This is a genomic window from Stenotrophomonas sp. 22DLJC03, assembly GCF_056861405.1.
In genome coordinates, this window is the sequence record NZ_JBSPUG010000001.1 from 325172 (window position 1) to 345800 (window position 20629).

General features: G+C 67.9%; 18 protein-coding genes, 1 other RNA gene and 1 pseudogene. 14 read left to right on the plus strand and 6 right to left on the minus strand.

Annotation, left to right across the window (positions count from 1 at the left end; all coding sequences use genetic code 11):
• Positions 1 to 185: 185 nt before the first annotated feature.
• From AC13GA_RS01405 to AC13GA_RS01420, 4 genes are all read right to left on the minus strand, one after another.
• Positions 186 to 1571 carry an FAD-binding oxidoreductase gene (locus tag AC13GA_RS01405; RefSeq protein ID WP_482997402.1) on the minus strand — a complete coding sequence of 462 codons (1386 nt, stop codon included), beginning with the start codon at positions 1569 to 1571 and terminating at the stop codon, positions 186 to 188.
• Positions 1568 to 2212, minus strand: coding sequence for a metal-dependent hydrolase (locus tag AC13GA_RS01410; RefSeq protein WP_482997403.1), 645 nt, complete (start codon positions 2210 to 2212; stop codon positions 1568 to 1570). Before AC13GA_RS01410 ends, AC13GA_RS01405 begins: the two co-directional genes overlap by 4 nt.
• Before the next feature lie 110 nt (positions 2213 to 2322).
• A complete protein-coding gene (locus AC13GA_RS01415) occupies positions 2323 to 2691 on the minus strand; it encodes a YraN family protein (protein WP_211195200.1) in 369 nt (122 codons plus the stop codon).
• Positions 2681 to 4402, minus strand: a complete 1722-nt coding sequence (locus AC13GA_RS01420) for a penicillin-binding protein activator (RefSeq protein WP_046982692.1) — start codon at positions 4400 to 4402, stop codon at positions 2681 to 2683. Before AC13GA_RS01420 ends, AC13GA_RS01415 begins: the two co-directional genes overlap by 11 nt.
• An 81-nt stretch (positions 4403 to 4483) precedes the next feature.
• On the opposite strand from AC13GA_RS01420, the gene rsmI reads away from it, so the two are divergent.
• Positions 4484 to 5302: a 16S rRNA (cytidine(1402)-2'-O)-methyltransferase gene (rsmI, locus tag AC13GA_RS01425; protein WP_136638856.1), complete on the plus strand. Its 819-nt coding sequence runs from the start codon at positions 4484 to 4486 to the stop codon at positions 5300 to 5302.
• A 134-nt stretch (positions 5303 to 5436) separates the two neighbouring features.
• An RNA gene (gene rnpB / locus AC13GA_RS01430) (RNase P RNA component class A) lies at positions 5437 to 5788 on the plus strand.
• An 86-nt stretch (positions 5789 to 5874) separates the two neighbouring features.
• Here the strand turns inward: rnpB and AC13GA_RS01435 are convergent.
• Positions 5875 to 6354: a DM13 domain-containing protein gene (locus tag AC13GA_RS01435; RefSeq protein WP_046982694.1), complete on the minus strand. Its 480-nt coding sequence runs from the start codon at positions 6352 to 6354 to the stop codon at positions 5875 to 5877.
• A 101-nt stretch (positions 6355 to 6455) separates the two neighbouring features.
• Complete coding sequence (locus AC13GA_RS01440; RefSeq protein ID WP_482997404.1) at positions 6456 to 7232, minus strand: NRDE family protein; 777 nt, start codon at positions 7230 to 7232, stop codon at positions 6456 to 6458.
• Positions 7233 to 7555: 323 nt separating this feature from the next.
• Here AC13GA_RS01440 and mraZ point away from each other — a divergent pair, with 323 nt between their 5' ends.
• The 12 genes and pseudogenes from mraZ to AC13GA_RS01500 all read left to right on the plus strand — a co-directional run.
• Entirely contained in the window at positions 7556 to 8002 is a 447-nt protein-coding gene (mraZ, locus tag AC13GA_RS01445; protein ID WP_004143635.1) for a division/cell wall cluster transcriptional repressor MraZ, read from the plus strand.
• 14 nt (positions 8003 to 8016) lie between these two features.
• Positions 8017 to 8985: a 16S rRNA (cytosine(1402)-N(4))-methyltransferase RsmH gene (gene rsmH, locus AC13GA_RS01450; RefSeq protein WP_046982696.1), complete on the plus strand. Its 969-nt coding sequence runs from the start codon at positions 8017 to 8019 to the stop codon at positions 8983 to 8985.
• The gene (gene ftsL, locus AC13GA_RS01455) at positions 8982 to 9245 is read left to right on the plus strand and encodes a cell division protein FtsL (protein WP_005412242.1); all 264 of its coding nucleotides are present in this window, start codon (positions 8982 to 8984) and stop codon (positions 9243 to 9245) included. Before rsmH ends, ftsL begins: the two co-directional genes overlap by 4 nt.
• Complete coding sequence (locus tag AC13GA_RS01460) at positions 9242 to 11086, plus strand: peptidoglycan D,D-transpeptidase FtsI family protein (RefSeq protein WP_046982697.1); 1845 nt, start codon at positions 9242 to 9244, stop codon at positions 11084 to 11086. The genes ftsL and AC13GA_RS01460 overlap by 4 nt, the downstream gene beginning before the upstream one ends.
• The gene (locus tag AC13GA_RS01465) at positions 11083 to 12591 is read left to right on the plus strand and encodes a UDP-N-acetylmuramoyl-L-alanyl-D-glutamate--2,6-diaminopimelate ligase (RefSeq protein WP_136638861.1); all 1509 of its coding nucleotides are present in this window, start codon (positions 11083 to 11085) and stop codon (positions 12589 to 12591) included. The genes AC13GA_RS01460 and AC13GA_RS01465 overlap by 4 nt, the downstream gene beginning before the upstream one ends.
• The gene (locus AC13GA_RS01470; protein ID WP_046982699.1) at positions 12588 to 13982 is read left to right on the plus strand and encodes a UDP-N-acetylmuramoyl-tripeptide--D-alanyl-D-alanine ligase; all 1395 of its coding nucleotides are present in this window, start codon (positions 12588 to 12590) and stop codon (positions 13980 to 13982) included. Before AC13GA_RS01465 ends, AC13GA_RS01470 begins: the two co-directional genes overlap by 4 nt.
• Positions 13972 to 15057 carry a phospho-N-acetylmuramoyl-pentapeptide-transferase gene (gene mraY, locus AC13GA_RS01475; protein WP_004143659.1) on the plus strand — a complete coding sequence of 362 codons (1086 nt, stop codon included), beginning with the start codon at positions 13972 to 13974 and terminating at the stop codon, positions 15055 to 15057. The genes AC13GA_RS01470 and mraY overlap by 11 nt, the downstream gene beginning before the upstream one ends.
• Before the next feature lies 1 nt (position 15058).
• Complete coding sequence (gene ftsW, locus AC13GA_RS01480) at positions 15059 to 16384, plus strand: putative lipid II flippase FtsW (protein WP_004143661.1); 1326 nt, start codon at positions 15059 to 15061, stop codon at positions 16382 to 16384.
• Positions 16381 to 17469, plus strand: a complete 1089-nt coding sequence (gene murG, locus AC13GA_RS01485; RefSeq protein WP_337302531.1) for an undecaprenyldiphospho-muramoylpentapeptide beta-N-acetylglucosaminyltransferase — start codon at positions 16381 to 16383, stop codon at positions 17467 to 17469. Before ftsW ends, murG begins: the two co-directional genes overlap by 4 nt.
• 40 nt (positions 17470 to 17509) lie before the next feature.
• Complete coding sequence (gene murC, locus AC13GA_RS01490; RefSeq protein ID WP_482997405.1) at positions 17510 to 18946, plus strand: UDP-N-acetylmuramate--L-alanine ligase; 1437 nt, start codon at positions 17510 to 17512, stop codon at positions 18944 to 18946.
• Complete coding sequence (locus AC13GA_RS01495) at positions 18943 to 19905, plus strand: D-alanine--D-alanine ligase (protein WP_253079112.1); 963 nt, start codon at positions 18943 to 18945, stop codon at positions 19903 to 19905. The genes murC and AC13GA_RS01495 overlap by 4 nt, the downstream gene beginning before the upstream one ends.
• Positions 19902 to 20579 (plus strand): annotated as a pseudogene (locus AC13GA_RS01500) (cell division protein FtsQ/DivIB); the annotation flags it as partial. The gene AC13GA_RS01495 and the pseudogene AC13GA_RS01500, both read left to right, overlap by 4 nt.
• Positions 20580 to 20629 lie beyond the last annotated feature (50 nt).

The following is a 20629-nucleotide window of genomic DNA, read 5'->3' on the forward strand; positions in this document are numbered from 1 at the left end:
TTGACGGCCTGATCATCCACCGCAGGGTGCTGTTGCAGGATGCCTGACTTCAAGAGCCTACGCGGCGGCTATTGCAGCGGCCGTCTACGCGCGGGCAGCCTGTCGTTCCTGGGCGGGGCAGTCACGACAGAAGAAGTTCACCCTGCCCTGGGGAGTCGAGCCTACGCTTGGCTCCACACGGAACCTCACGCCGGCGGCAGCACCTTGCCGGGGTTGAGGATGCCATCCGGGTCCAACGCGGCTTTGATCGCGCGCATCGTCATCAGCGTTTCCGCACTGAACGCCTTGGTCATGAAATCGCGCTTGGCCAGGCCGATGCCGTGTTCGCCCGACAGCGTGCCACCCAGCGCCAGCGTCAGCTCGAAGATCTTCGGCAGCGCGGCATGCGCGCGTGCGTTTTCGTCGGCATCGTCCGGGTGGTACAGGATGTTGACGTGCAGGTTGCCGTTGCCGGCATGGCCGAAGGTGACGATGGTCAACGTGTACTCGCGTGCCAGTGCCTGTACCCCGGCGACCAGATCCGGGATGCGCGACACCGGCACCACCACGTCTTCGTTGATCTTGCCCGGCGCCACGCTGCGCAGCGCGGGCGACAGCGCCTTGCGCGCGGCCCACAGCTGATCGCGCGCGCGACCTTCCATCGCTACATCCAGTTCGATCATGCCGTCGCCTTCGGCGGCGTTGGCCAGTGCCTGCAGCAGGTAGGGCAGGGTGTCGTGGTCACCATCGGCCTCGACCAGCAGCATCGCGCCAGCGTCGGGTACGTCGGCACCGTTGAGGCGCAACAGCTCCAGGCTGCGTGCGTCCATGAATTCCAAGCGCGTGGGAACGACCGGCTGCGACATCAGCCGCGACACGGCAGCGGCGGCCGCGTCGGCATCGCGGTACAGCACGCGCAGCCCGGCCTGGCTGACCGGCAGCGGGGTCAGCTTCAGCGTGGCTTCCACGATCAGTGCCAGCGTGCCTTCACTGCCCACCAGCAAGTGAGTCAGGTCGTAGCCGGTGGCGTCCTTGGTGTAGGCACCGCCGCAACGGATCACGTCGCCGGCACCGGTCACCGCCACCAGGCCCAGCACGTTGTCGCGGCTGGTGCCGTACTTCACCGCGCGCGGGCCACCGGCATTGCACGCCAGGTTGCCGCCGATGCTGCAGATCTCGGCGCTGGAAGGATCGGGTGCCCAGAACAGGCCGTGCGGTGCCAATGCCTGCTGCAGCGTTCCGTTGAGCACACCCGGCTGCACCACCGCGCAGCGGTCACCGGCGCGGATCTCGACGATGCGGTCCATGCGGGTGAACGACAGCACGATGCTGCCGGGCACTGGCACAGCGGCGCCGGTGGTGCCGGTGCCCGCACCGCGCGCGACCAGGGCCACGCCATGCGCGCGGCAGGCACGCACCAGCGCCTGCACCTGTTCGATGTCGGCCGGCAGTGCCACAGCCATCGGACGTTGGTGGCGCCACGAGTTGTCCTGCGCGTTCGCCTCCAGCGCGCCGTCATCCATGCGCCAGCCATCGGCACCCAGCAGGGCGGACAGTTCGACAATCAATGCGGCGGGCAGGGCAGTACTCATGACGGATCTCGTGGGGCAGCAGGGGCGGGTTGAATCAGTTTCCAGGCAACAACGGCGCCGGCCAGCGGCAGCCACACCCAGCGCAGTTCGGAGAGCAGGGTGGCCAGGCCGCGCGCGCTGAAGAACTGCGGGGCAAACGGTGAAACGCGGATCGGCCGCCACGGTGCGAAGAAGCGGTGTTCGCTCCACGGCCAGGCCAGGGCAACGCCAAGGCCGCCCGAGGTCATGGCGTCGAGCAGCGGATGGCTGGCGGCGCAGACGAAGACGAACACCGCGGCTTGTACGGTCGATGCCACCGTTGGTCGCGCTTTGGTAGGTGCCAACCTTGGTTGGCACGAAACCGCCGACCAAGGTCGGCGACTACCGGAGCTGCGGGGTGCCGACCACGGTCGGCCGCTACCAAAGAACGCCAACACCGCGGCCACCGCCGCCAGCACGAGCGCAAACAGCAACGAATGGCTGGCACCGCGATGGCCGAACGCATCGGCATAGGGAATGTGCAGTGCAAAGGCCAGTACATCGGCATCGGGCAGCATTGCCGCGACCACACCGGCCGCCAGCAGTCGCGGCGGGATGCGGCCACGATCAGCGGCGCACCACAGCGCCAGCGGCACGGCTGCGTGGGTGATGATCGAAGGCATCAGTCACGCACCGTGGTAGTGCCGGCCAGGCTGCGCTCTGGTAGGTGCCAACCTTGGTTGGCACAGAAGCGCCGACCAAGGTCGGCCTCTGCCAGAGCGGACGGTACCCATCAGCAGTCATCCAGCCGGAACGCATCACGCAGCCACCGCAGCTGCGGCGGCTCGCCCGTGGCTTCAACCACATCAAAACGGCAGGGCGCATTGGCCAGCGCCGGGTTGTCCTGCAGGTACAGCTGCGCGGCATGCGCCAGGCGCCGGCACTTGCGCGCATCCACCGAAGCGGCGCCGCCACCGAAATCCGATCGCGCGCGGTAGCGCACTTCCACGAAGACCACGGTGCCGGCGTCATCCATCACCAGATCCAGTTCACCGCCGCGGTAACGCACGTTGCGCGCACGCGGCCGCAACCCAGCCTGCTGCAGATGCTGCTCGGCGGCGGCTTCCACCGCCGAGCCACGTTGGCTGCGCTCAGCGACCACCGACGATCGGCATCGGCCGGCCGCCATTGAAGGTGGACCACGCCGGTTGGCGCAGGATGTTGCCGTTGCTGTCCAGGAACAGGGTACCGGTGGCACCGTCCAGGCCGCCTTCGTTGGACAGCTTGTCCAGGTAGGCGGTGATCTTCCAGGCATCGGCACCGAAGGCGAACAGGCGGCCAGCCGCACCGCGCGCGCTCGGCAGGGTGCTGGCCACCTGGCTGGCCGAAGGCAGGCCGGACACGCTGCGTACGTTCCAGGCTTCGTTCGGGTAGACGATGCCGTCCAGCGCCACGTCTTCTTCCACCTTGCCGCTGCCGACCGTCAACTGCGAGGTGCCGACGCGGGTGGCGCCACCGGCACCGGCCAGCGCCAGCTGCGGCGCCAGCAGGCGGGCCTGCGGCGCGCGCACGGCAAGGAACACGGCGTCGACCTGGCCGGCATTGCGCACCTGCGCGCCGACATCACCGACGGCATCGCTGACGTTGAAGGTCGCCACGACCTGGCCGCCGCGCTGGGCAAAACGCTGTGCGAAGGCAGCGGCGGAACGGCGGCCGGTATCGTCATTGCTGCTGATCACCAGCGCGCGGTTGCGTTCGCGGCCACGCAGGTACTCGGCGGCGACGATGCCGTCGTCTTCCGGTGCCAGCGAGAAACCGGCGCTGCCGGCCGGCGGCGCATCCTTGCCACGGTTCAGTGCCAGCACCGGTACCTGCAGCTGCTGGCGGCCATACACGGCGTCCACCTCGTCGCGGCCCAGCGGACCGACCACGAAGTCGACACCGGAGGCGACGGCCTTGTCATACGCGGCCAGCGCACCGGCCGCGGTACCGGCGGTGTCGATGAAATTGATCTCCGGGCGACGGCGGGTCTCGCCGTAGTAAGCGGCCAGCAGGCCATCACGTACCGGCTGCGCGGCGGTGGCCAGGCGACCACTGAGCGGCAGCAGCACCGCCAGTTTGGCCGGCGGACGGTAGCCGTCGCTCATCGCCGGCGGGCGCTTGCTGGTATCGAACTGGGCTGCACCATCGCGGTCGAACGGGCGCGGCAGCGGCAGGCCACGCGCGATCAGCGCGCGGCCGGCGAAGTTGTACAGCGGATCGTTGGCCGGCAGTGCGGCGGCACGGCTGCGCAGGGTGGCATCGTCGAGGGTGCCGAGCAGGCCGGAGATTGCAGCCTGGTTCTCGCTGCGCGCGCTGCCGGTCAGGCTGGCATGGGCGCGGGCCCGCTCGTTGGCGGCACCGAAGGCATCGCCGGTGCCCTGCAGGGCCTGGGCGCGGGCCAGCAGCCAGCGCGTGCGCAGGCCGACCGCAACGCTGTCGGCATGGTCCTTCAGCAGTGCCAGTGCCTGCGCCGGTTGCTTGTCGGCCAGCGCCAGCTCGGCGCCGGTCAGCTGGTAGCGCTGCAGGCTGGCGCCGGTCAGCTGGCGGGCGGTGAGCTGGCCCAGCAGGCTGCGCGCGCGGGCGCTGTCGCCGGCCAGGTTCCAGGCCCAGGCCGCGTCGGCCAGCGCGTTGCTGCGGGCACCGCCGCGCAGGGTTGCAGCCAGGGCTTCCAGCTGCAGTGCGGCGTCGCGCGGCTTGCCCTGTTCGATCAGCGCCAGCGCCTGGCTCTGGGCCGGCGATTCGGGTGCACTGGTCAGGCTGGTGGTGGCACAGCCGGCCAGCAGCATCAGCGACAACGACAGGGCGGAGATCCGTGCGGCGGGCTTGTTCATGATCGGGTCCATGCGATGAGGGCAGCGGCCTTGGCCGGGTACACGCTACGATTCTACCCTTGCCCCGTGAGTACCGCTGAAATGAGTGTCCCAACCCTGTACGTCGTCGCCACCCCGATCGGCAACCTGGCCGATCTGAGCCCGCGCGCGCAGGAGGTGTTGCGTTCGGTGGCGGCCATCTGTGCCGAAGACACCCGCCGCAGCGGCCAGCTGCTGTCCCATTTTGGCATCCAGCAGCCGTTGGTAGCCCTGCATGAACACAATGAGGAAGCCTTGGCCCAGCGCCTGGTCTCGCGCCTTCAGGCCGGCGAGTCGCTGGCGCTGGTCAGTGATGCGGGTACGCCGCTGGTCAGTGATCCGGGTTTCCGCCTGGTGCGTGCCGCGCGGGCGGCAGGCATCAAGGTCAGCCCGATTCCCGGTGCCTGCGCCGCCATCGCCGCGCTGAGCGTGGCCGGCCTGCCCAGCGACCGTTTCAGCTTCGAGGGCTTCCTGCCGGCCAAGGCCAGCGGACGCCGCGACCGCCTGCAGGCGCTGGCCGGTGAAGTGCGCACGATGGTGTTCTACGAATCCTCGCACCGCATCACCGAGTCGCTGGCCGACATGGCGGCGATCTTTGGCGGCGAGCGCCCGGCCGTGCTCGCGCGCGAGCTGACCAAGCTGTTCGAGACCGTGCTGGATGGCAACCTGGCGGGGCTGCTGGCGCAGGTGGAAGCCGACGAGAACCAGCGCAAGGGCGAGTTCGTGGTGATGGTGCAGGGCGCCGGCGACGATGAGGAAGCGCAGCTGGCGCATGGCCGTCGCGTGTACGCCAAGCTGAGCGAGCACCTGCCGCCGTCGACCGCGGCCAAGCTGGCGGCCGAATTGACCGGCGCACCGCGCAAGGCGTTGTACGGCAGCTGATGGATCGTGCGGACCAAGGTCCGCACCCACCAGAGCAGCGGAACCGGTAGATCTACGCCCCGCGTGGATGGATGAACCGCACGCCGCGATCAGCACGGCAGGAAGGGCGTGCGTAGGCTAGAATGTGCGCTGGCGGAGCCGGCCAGACAGTCGCGTCATCCCTTCGGGGGTGCCGAGGAAAGTCCGGGCTCCATAGGGCAAGGTGCCAGGTAACGCCTGGGCGGCGCAAGCCGACGGAAAGTGCAACAGAAAGATACCGCCTACGTCTTCTTCGGAAGGCCGGTAAGGGTGAAATGGTGCGGTAAGAGCGCACCGCGAGTCTGGCAACAGACCGGCACGGCAAACCCCACCTGGAGCAAGACCAAATAGGGATCCTTTGGCGCGGCCCGCGTTGGATCCGGGTAGGTTGCTTGAGCGTTGCGGTGACGTAACGCCTAGAGGAATGACTGTCCACGACAGAACCCGGCTTATCGGCCGGCTCCGCCTCCTTCTTCATCCACGCATGGCGTGGATCTACCGTGATTGCGGGGTCGGACCCCTTTCCGGAGGAAAGGGCTCTGACCCCACGGTGCTCAGCCCGGCGTACGGTACTGCCCGGCGGAAATGAACTGCGAGAAGCGCTCGCACCACACCACCACCGTGGTGTAGTCGTCCACGTCCACGTTGTCGGGCACGTCCACCAGGAAACGGCTGAAGGTTTTCACCTCGCCGATGCGCTGGGCCTGTGCTTTGATCTTCAGGAAGTCGGCCTTGTTGTCGACGAAGTCGCGAACCAGGTAGACCTTGTAATCCGGGCCCGGTCCCATCTTGCCGTCGAAGGCGACCTGGCGCGGGCTGACGCTGACCTTGCCTTCGGCCCAATGCACTGCATCGCTGCCCTTGAGGTCGCGACGGAAGGTGGTGTGGTAGGTGGCGTCACCCATGACCGCCTGCACCTGCGCCGCCGGCGGGTCGTCAGGGGCGATCAGGATCGGCAGGAGGTAGATGCCCAGGCCAAAGCCCAGGCCGAGGGTGAGCAGGTGGGTGACGACAAGTACGAGAACACGGCGCATCAATGACTCCCTGTGGATCGGTGAGGCGCGCGGCAGGACCGCGCCAGATCATCGTGTGGCGTGCGTGCAGACATTTATAGACACAGAAAACAGGTACAGGGTCAGAAATCGACCTGGCTCTGGCCCAGGGCGACGCCCTGCGGGCCAAAGCGACGTTCGTGGATCTGCCCATGCCCGTTGGCGTCGATCAGCAGCACGGTGCTGGCGCGGGTGCCGTAGTCGTCGCCGCGGATGAAGGCCGGGCTCAGCCAGCGCTCGCGCTCCAGGCCGATGCCGGTGTCGGGAAGGTCGCTGTCGGCGGGGCGGTGCTCGTCAGCCAGTGCATCCCAGAGCCGGGTCAGATCCCTTTCTCCCTGGGAAAGGGGTCTGACCCCGTCTTCCTGCAGCCATGCTTCAAGGGCGTCCATCAGCCGTCGGGTCTTCGGCCACGGCGCGTCCAGCGCGCCATTGGACATGCCATGCACGCCTGGGCCCAGGCGCTGCCGTTCGGCGGGGTGGTTGCCCAGGTACTCCAGGCTGTCGCCATCGGCCAGCAGGAGGTTGAACGGGGCGTAGGCGCCGGCCACGGTCGCCAGCCGGTCGATATGCACGGCGGCGGCATCACGGCCACGCAGGAAGTCGGCCACCAGTGCGCCACGCGAGGGGCCGGTCTGTGCGGCCAGCGGATCGCGGACATTGGTGACCACCGCCATCCGGCCCGAGGCGCCCACGCCGGCCCAGCCGCCGCCGGAGCGCAGGTCGCGGCCCCCGATGACGGAGGTCTCATCTTGCCAGGGGGCCAGCGCCGCCGTCGGGCGGGCGTGGAACTCATCACGGTTGCCGGTCATCACCAGCCGCCAGCGCGGGTGGTGCATCCAGCCAAGAGCGAGCAGGCACATGGCCTCATTGTGCACGGTTTGCGCAGTCTGGCGCCGCTTCCGGCCCGTGTTGGATGAATGCGCGGCCGATGTTTCACGCGCTGTCCACAGCCCTGAACTTCCGTTCAATCTCAAAAATTGAGACGGATCAGCAACTTGTGGATAAGCCTTGAACAATTCTCTAAAGGTTGTTGCAAGCCATTGATGTGGCTGGCGATTTCCCCGCTGAAAAGTTGTTGACAACCCTTCGGCCGCTGCTAAGGTGGGCATCAGAGGGAAATCCGGGTGTTTTGTGGGTTTTCGTGGTTCAATGTTTCACCGGGCGAAGGATAGGTGCACGCGTCGTGTTCCAGGGCGAGACGGCCATCACAGTTGACGATAAAGGGCGCATGGCGGTTCCCACCGCTTACCGCGACCTCGTCGCGCGCGCCAGCAACAACCGTCTCGTGCTGACCTACAACCCGTTCGAAGCCGGCTGCCTGTGGCTGTATGCAGAGTCGGAATGGGAGCGGGTCCGCGACGACGTCATGTCCAAGCCCAACACCCAGCGCGTCGTGCGCCTGTTGCAGCAGAAGCTGGTCGGCTCGGCCGCCCATCTGGAGCTGGACGGCAACGGTCGCATCAGCATCCCCGCCAGCCACCGCGGTGCGGTGGGCATTGAGAAGAAGGCGGTATTGCTCGGTATGGGCGACAAGTTCGAATTGTGGAGCGAGCAGGCGCATCGGGCCCTGATCCAGCAGACGTTGTCTGACGAGGATCTGGGTGATGGGTTGCTCGACCTGAAGTTGTGAGCCGGGGTGCCCGGATGCGCCCAGAAGCGCAGGCCGGTCACCTTCCGGTGTCGCAGTCGCCGGCGGTGCATCTGCCGGTCCTGTACACCCAGGTCCTTGAAGGCCTGAGGGTGATCGAAAACGGACGTTATCTGGATGGCACGTTCGGTCGTGGCGGTCATGCACGTGGCGTGCTCACCCAGCTCGGTCCCGAGGGGCGCCTGCTGGTCATGGACAAGGATCCGGAAGCCATCGCCGTTGCCGAGCGTGATTTCGCGCCGGACCCGCGCGTGTCCATCTTCCGTGGCAGCTTCGCCCAGCTGCTACAGTGGGATGCGACGGCCGAAGGCCTGGACGGCGTGCTGTTCGACCTTGGCGTGTCGTCGCCGCAGCTGGACGTGGCCGAACGTGGTTTCAGCTTCGGCAAGGACGGCCCGCTGGACATGCGCATGGACCCGGACAGCGGTGAAAGCGCCGCGCAGTGGATCAACCGCGTCGAAGACCGTGAGATTGCCGACGTGCTGTGGACCTACGGCGAAGAGCGCCAGAGCCGCCGTATCGCCCGTGCCATCGTGGCGCGCCGCGAGAAGCAGCCGTTCACCCGTACCGCAGAACTGGCAGAGCTGATCGCCTCGGTGATGCCGCGTGGCAAGGACAAGATCCATCCGGCCACGCGCAGCTTCCAGGCCATCCGCATCCACATCAACCGCGAGCTGGCCGATCTGGAAGCCGGCCTCGATGCGGCGGTGGAGCGGCTCAAGCCCGGTGGTCGCCTGGCGGTGATCAGCTTCCACTCGCTGGAAGACCGCATCGTCAAGCAGTACATGAACCGCCTGGCCAAGGCACCGCCGGCCAACCGCCGCTTGCCCGAGGCGGAGGTGTTCGTACCGACCCTGGATCTGATCGGCGGTGCCATCAAGGCCACCGACGAAGAACTGGCGGCCAACCCGCGTGCCCGCAGCGCCGTGCTGCGCGTGGCCCAGAAGCGGGAGGCCGATGCATGAGCCGGCTGCTGCTGATCATCCTGTTGGCCTCGACCGTGGCCTCGGCGATCGGCGTCGTGTTCGTGCGTCACCGTCACCGGCAGACGTTCATCGAGCTGTCGCGCGCCGAGCGCAAGCGCGATGACATCAATCTGGAATTCGGCCGCCTGCAGCTGGAGCAGGCAACGCTGGCCGAAGCCAACCGTGTCGATCGCATCGCCCGCGAGAAGCTCGGCATGAAGTTCCCAGAGGCCGCCGACATCGTGGTGGTGCGCCCATGAGCAAGACCGGTCGCAACCGCCCGCGCAACGCCTTCAACCTGCGCCAGCGCCTGCGCTGGGTTGCCCTGGCGCTTGGCCTGTGCTCGGTGTCGCTGGTGGGCCGTGCGGCCTACGTGCAGATCATCAACAGCGATTTCTACCAGCGCCAGGGCGAGGCCCGCTACCTGCGCGAGCTGCCGATCAAGACCTCGCGCGGCATGATCACCGACCGCAACGGCGAGCCGTTGGCGGTGTCGACCCCGGTCGCCTCGATCTGGGTCAATCCGCAGGACCTGCTGCGTTCGCCCGAGCGCATTCCCGAGCTGGCGCAGGCAGTCGGCATGTCGGTGGATGAGCTGAGCAGTCGCCTGTCTCAGAAGTCGGACAAGGAATTCATGTACCTGCGTCGCCGGATCAATCCGGACGAGGCAGAGAAGGTGGTCGCGCTGAAGATTCCGGGCGTGGCCGCGCAGCGCGAGTTCCGTCGCTTCTACCCGCAGGGTGAGGCGATGGCACACGTGCTGGGCTTCACCAACATCGACGACCGCGGCCAGGAAGGCCTGGAACTTGCGTTCGACGAATGGCTGCGTGGAAAGGCCGGCGCCAAGCGGGTGATCCGCAACCGCAAGGGCGAGACCGTCGAAAGCGATCTGCTGCGCGCCGCCGAACCGGGCAAGGACCTGACCCTCAGCATCGACCGCCGCATCCAGTACCTGGCGTTCAAGGAACTGCGCAACGCACTGGTGGCCAACAAGGCGGCCGGCGGTTCTATGGTGATCATGGACGTGACCACCGGCGAGATCCTGGCGATGGTCAACCTGCCGACCTACAACCCGAATTCGGTGGGCGGCGCGGCCCCGGATACCCGCCGCAACCGCGCGGTGACCGACCTGGTCGAGCCGGGTTCGACGATGAAGCCGCTGACCATCGCCACCGCGCTGCAGTCCGGCGCGGTGACCAAGGACACCATCATCGACACCAACCCGGGCTACATGACTCTGGGTCGCTTCACCATCCGCGACGTGCCGCGCAACAACGGCGTGCTGAACGTGACCGGCGTGATCACCCGCAGTTCGAACGTGGGCGCGGCCAAGGTGGCGGCGAAGATGCCGGACCAGGTGTTCTACGACGGCGTGCGCCGTTTCGGCTACGGCTCGGTGCCGCACAGCGGCTTCCCGGGTGAGTCCGGCGGCGTGGTGCTGCGCCCGGCGCGCTGGTCGGGCACCACCAAAACCACCATGTCCTACGGCTATGGCCTGAACGTGACGCCGCTGCAGATCGCCACTGCCTACTCTGCGCTGGCCAACGGCGGCAAGTTGATCGCGCCGACCTTCGTCAAGGGCCAGCGCAACGAAGGCCAGCAGATCATCGACGAGAACGTCGCCAAGCAGGTGGTGGCGATGATGGAAACCGTGGTCACCCAGGGCGGCGCCAAGCAGGCGGCGGTGCTGGGCTACCGCGTGGCCGGCAAGACCGGTACCGCGCGCAAGGCCGGCCCCGGCGGTTACGAGCGCGGCCACTACAACGCGCTGTTCGCCGGCGTGGTGCCGGCCACCAATCCGCGTTTTGCCACCGTCATCGTCATCAACGACCCGCAGGCCGGCAAGTTCTACGGTGGCCTGGTATCGGCGCCGGTCTACCACAACGTGATGGAAGGCACCCTGCGCCTGATGGACGTGCCGCTGGACGACCTGCAGTCGTGGCTGGCCGCACAGCAGTCCGGCAAGGTCGGCCATTCGGCCTCGATCCTGCCGGCGCCACCGGCCGAGGCCGCGTTGCCGGTCGATGCCGCCGCTGAATTCGATGCTGCGCTGCCCAGCGCGCATGCCCAGACGCCGCCCGCTACGGGAGGCACGCAATGAGTCCTTCGATGTTGCTTTCGCAGTTGCTTCCGGACGTTGCTCTTGCAGGGCACGACCCCGTTCTGACCGGCCTGGTGCTGGACAGCCGCGCCGTGCGGCCCGGCAATGCCTTCGTCGCCATCGCCGGTTTCGGCGCGCATGGCCTGGGGTTTGTCGAGCAGGCCCGTGCGGCCGGCGCCGGCGCCATCCTGTTCGAGCCGCCGGCACCTGCCGAGCTGCCCGCACCGGCCGATGCGATCGCGGTGCCTGGCCTGCGCGCGCGCATGGGCGCGATGGCCGACCAGTTCCATGGCGCACCGTCGCGGGCGATGGCGATGGTGGGCGTGACCGGCACCAACGGCAAGACCTCCACCGTGCAGCTGCTGGCTCAGGCCTGGCACCTGCTCGGAACGCCCAGTGGCAGTATCGGCACGTTGGGCGCCGGACTTTATGGTGCGGTTGAACCGACCGGTTTCACCACGCCGCTGGTGCTGCAGATGCATGCGCTGCTGGCGCAGCTGCGCGACGCCGGCGCGCGCGCGGTGGCGATGGAAGTCAGCTCGCACGCGCTGGACCAGGGCCGCGTGGATGCGGTGCACTACGACGTGGCGGTGTTCACCAACCTCACCCGCGATCACCTGGACTACCACGGCGACATGGCCAGCTACGGTGCGGCCAAGGCGCGCCTGTTCCATCGTCCGGGCCTGAAGGCCGCGGTGATCAACCTGGACGATGCGTTCGGTCGCCAGCTGTTCGCCGGCCTGCCGGCGGGCGTGCAGCCGATCGGCCTGAGCTCGCGCGGTGCCACCGACGCCAGCGTGCGCGCCGAAGCGCTGCAGCTGGACGGCCGTGGCATCGCCTTCGAACTGGTCATCGACGGCCAGCGCGCGGCGGTGCAGTCGCCGCTGCTGGGCCGCTTCAACGTGGACAACCTGCTGGCCGTGGCCGGCACCCTGCATGCGCAGGGCCAGCCGCTTGCGCGCATTGCCGAGGTGCTGTCGGCGCTGCAGCCGATCCGCGGCCGCATGAACCGTCTCGGTGGCGAAGAGGGCCTGCCGACCGTGGTTGTGGATTACGCGCACACCCCGGATGCACTGGAACAGGCGCTGGACAGCCTGCACGGCCACCTGCAGGGCACGCTGTTCTGCGTGTTCGGCTGCGGTGGCGAGCGCGATACCGGCAAGCGTCCGCAGATGGCCGCGATTGCCGAGCGCTTGGCCAACCAGGTCATCGTCACCGACGACAACCCGCGTGGCGAAGATGGCGACGTGATCGTGGCCGACATCCTGGCCGGCTTCACCGATGCCTCCGCCGTGACCGTGCAGCGCAGCCGCGCGCGCGCGATCGGCCTGGCGGTGAAGCGCGCCAATGCAGGCGACATCATCCTGATCGCCGGCAAGGGCCACGAGCCGTACCAGGAAGTGAATGGCGTGCGCCATGACTTCGATGACACCGAAGTGGCTGCCGCTGCGTTGGCCGCCAAGGTCGGCGTGCTGAGATCGCAGGCCGGGGAGGGCATCGCATGAAGCGCACCCTGCTTTCGCTGATCGCACACTGGGCCGGCGGCGAGATCCACGGCGACGACGTGGCCATCGACGCGATCAGCAACGACACCCGCAGCCTCGGCCCGGGCAGCCTGTACGTGGCGCTGCGTGGCGAGCGTTTCGACGGCCATGACTTCGCCGCCGACGCACTGGCACGCGGTGCCAGCGCGCTGCTGGTCGAGCGCCTGCTGCCGATCGAACTGCCGCAGGTGCTGGTGGCCGACAGCGAGCTGGCGCTGGCGAAGATCGCCACCGGCATGCAGCGTGACCGTGATACCGAGGTGTTCGCGATCACCGGCAGCAACGGCAAGACCAGCGTGAAGAGCCTGCTGCTGGCAATCCTGCAGCAGGTGGCCCGCCACGCGCACAAGGTGGTCTACGCCAATCCGGGCAACCGCAACAACGAAATCGGCCTGCCGCTGGCAGTGATTGATGCACCGGAAGATGCTGACTACGCGGTCTACGAGATGGGTGCCGGCAAGCCGGGTGACATCGCCTACCTGACCGACATCGCCCGTCCGCGCTATGCGCTGGTCAACAACATCGCCCCGGCGCACCTGGAGCGGATGGGCAGCCTGCTCGGCGTCGCCGTCACCAAGGGCGCGATCTACGCCGCGCTGCCGGCTGACGGCGTGGCCGTGATCAACGTCGACGATGCCTACGGTCGCTGGTTCGAACAGCACTTCGTCGGTACCCCGGCGCGCTGCAGTGTGCTGCGCTATGGGCTGGAACATACCGCCGATGTCACTGCGCGTGATATCCGCGCCGGTGCGCAGGGCAGCCAGTTCACCCTGGTGTCGCCGATGGGCGAAGCCCGCGTGGTGCTGGGTCTGCCGGGCCGCCACAACGTCAGCAACGCGCTGGCCGCGGCCAGCCTGGCACTGGCCGCCGGTATCGAGCTTGCGCTGGTTGCAGCTGGCCTGGCCGATGCGCAGCCGGTGCCGGGCCGCCAGATTGCCCATCAGCTGCGCAACGGTGCGGTGCTGGTGGACGACAGCTACAACGCCAACCCGGGTTCGCTGGCTGCGGCCATCGATGCCCTGGCTGCTGCTCCGGAAGAAGGCTGGCTGGTGCTTGGCGACATGCGCGAGCTGGGCCCGGATGCCGAAGCGCTGCATGCGCAGGCCGGCCTGCGCGCCCGCGCGGCTGGCCTGAAGCGCCTGTATGCGCTGGGTCCGCTCAGCGCCGCCGCCGCCACCGCCTTCGGCGAAGGCGGCCGTCATTTCGCCACCCATGACGCGCTTTCGCAGGCGCTGAAGGACGAGCTGCACGCTGGCGTGCGCTGCCTGGTCAAGGGTTCCCGTGGCAGCGCCATGGACACGATTGTCAAAGCGCTGCTGGCGCAAGGAGAGGAATCCCCGCATGTTGTATGAACTGGCTCGATGGTTGCAGCAGTTGGAGAGCCTGTTCGGGCTGTTCAACTACCAGACGTTCCGCGCCATCCTTGCCGCGTTGACGGCCCTGTTCCTGTCGCTGTGGCTCGGCCCGGCGATGATCCGCAAGCTTGCCCAGTTCAAGGGCGGCCAGCCGATCCGCAAGGACGGTCCGCAGACCCATTTCTCCAAGGCCGGTACGCCGACCATGGGAGGCTCGCTGATCCTGCTCACCATCACCCTGTCGGTGCTGATGTGGGCCGACCTGCGCAACCGTTACGTGTGGCTGGTGTTGGCGGTCATGCTCTGCTTCGGCGCCATCGGCTGGTACGACGACTGGATCAAGATCGTCCGCCGCGATCCGAACGGCCTGAAGTCGCGCTGGAAGTACCTGCTGCAGTCGATCTTCGGCCTGGCTGCGGGCCTGTTCCTGTTCTATACGGCCGATGTGCCGGCCGCACTGACCTTCTACATCCCGATGTTCAAGTCGGTGGCGCTGCCGCTGGCCGGCATCGGCTTCGTGACCATCGCCTACTTCTGGATCGTCGGCTTCTCCAATGCGGTGAACCTGACCGACGGCCTGGACGGCCTGGCGATCATGCCGACGGTGCTGGTGGCCTGCGCGCTGGGCGTGTTCGCCTATGCCTCGGGCAACGTGGTGTTCGCCAACTACCTGCAGATCCCGCAGATCCCGGGCGCCGGCGAGCTGGTCATCATCTGTGCGGCCATCGCCGGCGCAGGCCTGGGCTTCCTCTGGTTCAACACCTACCCGGCCATGGTCTTCATGGGCGACATCGGCGCGCTGGCGCTGGGCGCCGTGCTGGGCACGATCGCGGTGATCACCCGCCAGGAGCTGGTGCTGGTGATCATGGGCGGCGTGTTCGTCATCGAAACGCTGTCGGTGATGATCCAGGTCGCCTCGTTCAAGCTGACCGGCAAGCGCGTGTTCCGCATGGCGCCGATCCATCACCACTTCGAACTGAAGGGCTGGCCCGAGCCGCGCGTGATCGTGCGCTTCTGGATCATCTCCGTCGTGCTCGTGCTGATTGGCCTGGCCACGTTGAAGGTGCGCTGAGATGAACGACCTGTCCCGCCAGGCAACACGCCTTGAAGCCATCGAAGGCAGCTACGACAAGTGGCTGCTGGGCGCGATCATCGCGCTCACGGGCATCGGCGTGGTGATGGTGGCGTCCAGCTCGATCGCTTTGATGAGCAGCCCGTTCTACTACCTCAACCGCCACCTGATCTTCCTGGCGGTGGGCATCGTGCTGGCGGTCGTTGCCGCCCGCACCGAGCTGAAGTCCATCGAGCAGTACAACCAGATGCTGCTGCTGGGCTGCTTCGTGCTGCTGCTGGCGGTGTTCGCGCCGGGCCTGGGCAGCACCGTCAACGGTGCGCGCCGCTGGATCAACCTGGGCATCTCCAAGTTCCAGACGGTGGAAGCGGTGAAGGTGCTCTACATCGTCTGGCTGTCCAGCTACCTGGTGCGCTTCCGCGACGAGGTCAACGCGACCTGGCCGGCGATGCTCAAGCCGCTGGGCGTGGCCGGTGCGCTGGTGCTGTTGCTGCTGCTGCAGCCGGACTTCGGTTCGTCCACCCTGCTGCTGGCGATCACCGCCGGCATGCTGGTGCTGGGCGGGGTGAACATGCCGCGCATGTCGATGCCGGTGATCATCGGCCTGGTCGGCATGAGCGCGCTGGCGATCATCGAGCCTTACCGCATGCGCCGCATCACCTCCTTCCTGGACCCGTGGGCCGACCAGCAGGGCGACGGCTACCAGCTGTCCAACGCGCTGATGGCGGTGGGCCGCGGCGAGTGGACCGGCGTTGGCCTGGGCAACTCGGTGCAGAAGCTGTACTACCTGCCGGAAGCACATACCGACTTCATCTTCTCGGTCACCGCTGAGGAGTTCGGCTTCCTCGGCACCTGCGTGATCGTGGCGCTGTACGCGCTGCTGGTCGGCCGCACCTTCTGGCTGGGCATGCGCTGCGTGGAAATGAAGCGCCACTTCTCCGGCTACATCGCCTTCGGCATCGGCCTGTGGATCAGCATGCAGACCTTCGTCTCGATCGGCGTGAACCTGGGCATCCTGCCGACCAAGGGCCTGACCCTGCCGCTGATCTCCTCCGGTGGTTCATCGGTGCTGATGACCTGCGTGGCGATGGGCCTGCTGCTGCGCGTGTCCTATGAACTCAAGCGTGCCGAGCGTCGCCAGGCCGTGCGTATCGGCGGTGGCGACGAGGCCGTGGCCGATGCACCCGTGGACGCGCCGGCCGCACCGGCTGCGGCCAGCGTGCCGATGAGCGCCGAACCGGTGGCCGCCGCTGCCGGGCCGGCCGCCGCACGTGGCACCAGCCGCCTGCAGTCGCGCATCGAACCGACCTTCGGGAGGCTGTCATGAGCGCAGCCACCAACACTGCACGGCCGGTGATGATCCTGGCCGGTGGCACCGGCGGTCACATCTTCCCCGGCCTTGCCGTGGCCCGCGTGCTGCGCGAGCGTGGCGTGCCCGTCACCTGGATGGGCGCCGATGGTGCGATGGAAACCCGTCTGGTGCCGCAGCACGACATTCCGATCGACACCCTGGCCATCACCGGCCTGCGCGGCAAGGGCAAACTGGCCCTGCTTGGTGCACCGTGGCGGTTGATGCGCGCGCTGCGCGCCGCCGGCATGATCATCCGCAAGCGCCAGCCTCGCGCGGTGGTCGCCTTCGGTGGCTTTGCCTCCGGGCCGGGCGGCATGGCCACGCGCCTGCATGGGCTGCCGTTGATCGTGCATGAGCAGAACCGTGCGCCGGGCCTGACCAACCGCATCCTGTCGCGTTATGCGCGCCGCCTGCTGACCGGTTTCCCGGGCACCTTCGCCAAGCGCGAGGAGTTCGTCGGCAACCCGGTGCGTGCCGAAATCGCCGCCATCGCACCGCCGGAACAGCGCTTCGCCGACCGTCATGGCCCGCTGCGCGTGCTGGTGGTCGGTGGCAGCCAGGGCGCGCGGGCACTCAACAACGGCGTGCCGCAGGCGATCGCCGCGCTGGGCGCCGGGGTGCCGCTGCAGGTGCGCCACCAGAGTGGCGAGAAGATGCATGCCGAAGCGGTCGAGGCGTATGCCAAGGCCGGCGTGCAGGCTGACATCACCCCGTTCATTGCCGACATGGCCGAGGCCTTTGCCTGGGCCGACCTGGTGGTGTGCCGCGCGGGCGCTTCGACGCTGGCCGAGCTGTGCGCCGTGGGTGTCGGCAGCGTGCTGGTGCCATTCCCCGCTGCCGTCGACGATCACCAGACCCGCAATGCGGAGTACCTGGTCGAGCGCGGCGCGGCGGTTTTGCTGAAGCAGGACGGAACGCTGGCTGACGGCATTGCCGCACTGCTGCGTGATCTGTCCGAAAATCCCGCCCGCCGCATGCAGATGGCGCAAGCCGCGCGTGCCCTGGCAAAGGTCGATGCCGCCGAGCGCATCGCCGATATCATTCTTGAGGAAGCTGTATGAAGAAGGCATGCCACCGCGCCTGCCCTGCGCGAGGCCGCGCATGATCCGTCGCCTGCACGACACCAACGACCTGGTGCGCGCGTTCCCGCGCGTGCATTTCGTCGGCATCGGCGGCACCGGCATGAGCGGTATCGCCGAAGTGATGCTGACGCTGGGCTATGAGGTGTCCGGTTCGGACAACGCCGACAACGTGGCGACCCGTCGCCTGGCCAGCCTGGGTGCGCGCATCATGCGCGGCCACTCCGCAGCCAACGTGCTGGGCACCGACTGCGTGGTGGTCTCCAGTGCCATCCGCGAAGACAATCCGGAACTGATGGAAGCGCGCAGCCAGCGTATTCCGATCATGCCGCGTGCGGCGATGCTGGCCGAGCTGATGCGCTTCCGCCGCGGCATCGCGGTGGCCGGTACCCACGGCAAGACCACCACCACCAGCCTCACCGCTGCGGTGCTGAGCGAAGGTGGCCTGGACCCGACGTTCGTGATCGGTGGCCAGCTGCTGGCTGCCGGTGCCAACGCCAAGCTGGGCGGTGGACAGTGGCTGGTGGCCGAGGCCGACGAAAGCGATGGCAGCTTCCTGCGCCTGAATCCGCTGATGTCGATCATCACCAACATTGATGCCGACCACCTGGAGAACTACGGCAACGACTTCGCGCGGGTGCAGGCGGCGTTCGCCGAGTTCCTGCAGCGCCTGCCGTTCTACGGCCTGGCGGTGCTGTGCATCGATGATCCCGAAGTGGCTGCGCTGGCCGCCAAGACCCCGCGCCACGTGATGAGCTACGGCATGAGCCCGCAGGCCGACGTACGTGCCGAGAACGTGGTGCAGGAAGGCTCGCGCATGCGCTTCACCCTGCGCCTGCCGCAGGGCACCAGCCAGGAAGTGGTGCTGGCGCTGCCCGGCAAGCACAACGTACTCAACGCGCTGGCCGCCGCTGCGGTGGGCTGGCAGCTGGGCGTTGCGCCGGACGCGATCGCGCGTGCGCTGGAAGGTTTCGCCGGTGTTGGCCGTCGCTTCAACGATCTGGGCGAAGTGACCACCGCCAGCGGCGCCAAGGTCCGCATCATCGACGACTACGGTCATCACCCGAGCGAGCTGGAGGCGGTGTTCGCCGCCGCCCGTGGTGGCTGGGCTGACAAGCGCCTGGTGGTGGCCTTCCAGCCGCACCGCTACAGCCGTACCCGCGACCAGTTCGACAAGTTCGCCGCGGTGCTGTCCAGCGTCGATGCACTGGTGCTGAGCGAGGTCTACCCGGCCGGCGAGGAACCCATTGCCGGTGCCGATTCGCATGCGCTGGCCCGCGCCATCCGTGCGCGTGGCCGCAGCGAGCCGGTGGTGGTGGGCAAGGCCGTCGAGCTGGCCAGCGTGCTGCCCGATGTGCTGCAGGACGGTGATCTGCTGCTGATGATGGGCGCCGGCGACATCGGTGCCGTGGCCACCCACATCGCGGTGGAAGGCTTCAAGGGGGAGGGCGAGGCGTGAGCGCGCTGACCTTCCCGCCGCTGCGAGTGACCGACCCGGCCGTGTTCGGCCGCGTCGCCGTGCTGCTCGGCGGCAGCTCCAGCGAACGCGAGGTGTCGCTGGACTCCGGCCGCAACGTGCTTGAAGCCCTGCAGTCGCGTGGCGTCGATGCGTTCGCGGTGGATGGCATTCCGGCGCTGGCCAAGGCGCTCGCCGCCGGTGGCATCGATCGCGTGTTCAACATCCTGCACGGCCACAACGGTGGCGGTGAGGACGGCATCGTGCAGGGCCTGATGGACGCCTTCGGCGTGCCGTATACCGGCTCGAACGTGCTGGGCTCGGCGCTGAGCATGGACAAGATCCGCACCAAGCAGGTGTGGCTGTCGCTGGGCCTGCCGACCCCGCAGTACCGGAAGGTCGACGCGACCACGGTGCATGCACTGGCCGCCGAACTGGGCCTGCCGGTGGTGGTCAAGCCGGCCAACGAAGGCTCCAGCGTGGGCATCAGCCGGGTCACCGATGACGCCGGCCTGGACGAAGCGGTGGCCCTGGCCGCGCGCTACGACGGCCAGCTGCTGATGGAACAGATGGTGGTGGGCGACGAACTGACCGTGGCCATCCTCGGCGATGTCGCGCTGCCGTCGATCCGCATCGTGCCCAAGGGCCAGTGGTACGACTACAACGCCAAGTACATCGCCGAAGACACCCAGTACCTGTGCCCGGGCCTGGACGGTGATGCCGAAGATGAAATCCGCCGCATTGCGCTGGCTGCATTCCGTGCTGCCGGCTGCCGTGGCTGGGGCCGCGTGGACGTGATGCGCGACCGCGACAGCGGCCGCTTCTTCCTGCTGGAAGTGAACACCGCGCCGGGCATGACCAGCCATTCGCTGGTGCCCAAGGCCGCACGCCAGGCCGGCATCGGTTTCGAGGAACTGGTGTGGCGCGTGCTGGAACAGACTCTGGAGGCATCGCACGCATGAACGCGCTGCTGCGCATCTTCGTCTGGCTGTTGGCCCTGTCGGTGGTTGCACTGCCGGTGGTGGCCGTGGTCAATGGCTGGGTCGGCGCCGAGCGCTGGCCGCTGGCGAAGCTGCGCGTGCACGGTGAGTTCAAGCGGGTGCCGGCCGAGCAGTTGCAGCAGGTGCTGATGCCGTATGCGCGCTCCGGTTTCTTCGCAGTCAAGCTGCAGGACGCGCAGGACGCGCTGGAAAAGCTGCCGTGGGTGGAGAGCGCGCGGGTGCGCAAGCAGTGGCCGGACGTGCTGGAAGTGACCCTGGTCGAGCACAAGCCGTTCGCGCGCTGGGGCAACGACCGCCTGGTTTCCGAGCAGGGCAAGCTGTTCCCGACGCCGAAGAAGCTGGCCGACCTGGCGCTGCCCGAACTGGACGGCCCGGACAGCCAGACCGAAGAAGTGATGAAGCTGTACAGCGACTCGCGTGCATTGTTCGCACCGGCCGGCGTGGACGTGCGCCGGGTGACGATGGATGCGCGCGGCAGCTGGTCGCTGGTGCTCAGCAATGGCACCGAAGTGGTGGTCGGCCGCGATGACGCGCGCTCGCGCATGCAGCGCTTCGTCAAGGTGCTGCCGCAGCTCAACCGTCAGGACGCGCCGATCGAGCGCGCCGACCTCCGTTACACCAATGGTTTCACGCTGAGCTGGGGTACCCCGGCCACGTCGGCGAAAACGCCGGCGACCCCGGCCAG

Excerpts from the sequence above, each read along its gene's own strand:
- AC13GA_RS01405 (WP_482997402.1), bottom strand. The coding sequence starts at position 1,571 with ATGAGTACTGCCCTGCCCGCCGCATTGATTGTCGAACTGTCCGCCCTG.
- AC13GA_RS01410 (WP_482997403.1), bottom strand. The coding sequence starts at position 2,212 with ATGCCTTCGATCATCACCCACGCAGCCGTGCCGCTGGCGCTGTGGTGC.
- AC13GA_RS01420 (WP_046982692.1), bottom strand. The coding sequence starts at position 4,402 with ATGAACAAGCCCGCCGCACGGATCTCCGCCCTGTCGTTGTCGCTGATG.
- rsmI (WP_136638856.1), top strand. The coding sequence starts at position 4,484 with ATGAGTGTCCCAACCCTGTACGTCGTCGCCACCCCGATCGGCAACCTG.
- AC13GA_RS01435 (WP_046982694.1), bottom strand. The coding sequence starts at position 6,354 with ATGCGCCGTGTTCTCGTACTTGTCGTCACCCACCTGCTCACCCTCGGC.
- AC13GA_RS01440 (WP_482997404.1), bottom strand. The coding sequence starts at position 7,232 with ATGTGCCTGCTCGCTCTTGGCTGGATGCACCACCCGCGCTGGCGGCTG.
- rsmH (WP_046982696.1), top strand. The coding sequence starts at position 8,017 with ATGCGCCCAGAAGCGCAGGCCGGTCACCTTCCGGTGTCGCAGTCGCCG.
- ftsL (WP_005412242.1), top strand. The coding sequence starts at position 8,982 with ATGAGCCGGCTGCTGCTGATCATCCTGTTGGCCTCGACCGTGGCCTCG.
- AC13GA_RS01460 (WP_046982697.1), top strand. The coding sequence starts at position 9,242 with ATGAGCAAGACCGGTCGCAACCGCCCGCGCAACGCCTTCAACCTGCGC.
- AC13GA_RS01465 (WP_136638861.1), top strand. The coding sequence starts at position 11,083 with ATGAGTCCTTCGATGTTGCTTTCGCAGTTGCTTCCGGACGTTGCTCTT.
- AC13GA_RS01470 (WP_046982699.1), top strand. The coding sequence starts at position 12,588 with ATGAAGCGCACCCTGCTTTCGCTGATCGCACACTGGGCCGGCGGCGAG.
- mraY (WP_004143659.1), top strand. The coding sequence starts at position 13,972 with ATGTTGTATGAACTGGCTCGATGGTTGCAGCAGTTGGAGAGCCTGTTC.
- ftsW (WP_004143661.1), top strand. The coding sequence starts at position 15,059 with ATGAACGACCTGTCCCGCCAGGCAACACGCCTTGAAGCCATCGAAGGC.
- murG (WP_337302531.1), top strand. The coding sequence starts at position 16,381 with ATGAGCGCAGCCACCAACACTGCACGGCCGGTGATGATCCTGGCCGGT.
- murC (WP_482997405.1), top strand. The coding sequence starts at position 17,510 with ATGATCCGTCGCCTGCACGACACCAACGACCTGGTGCGCGCGTTCCCG.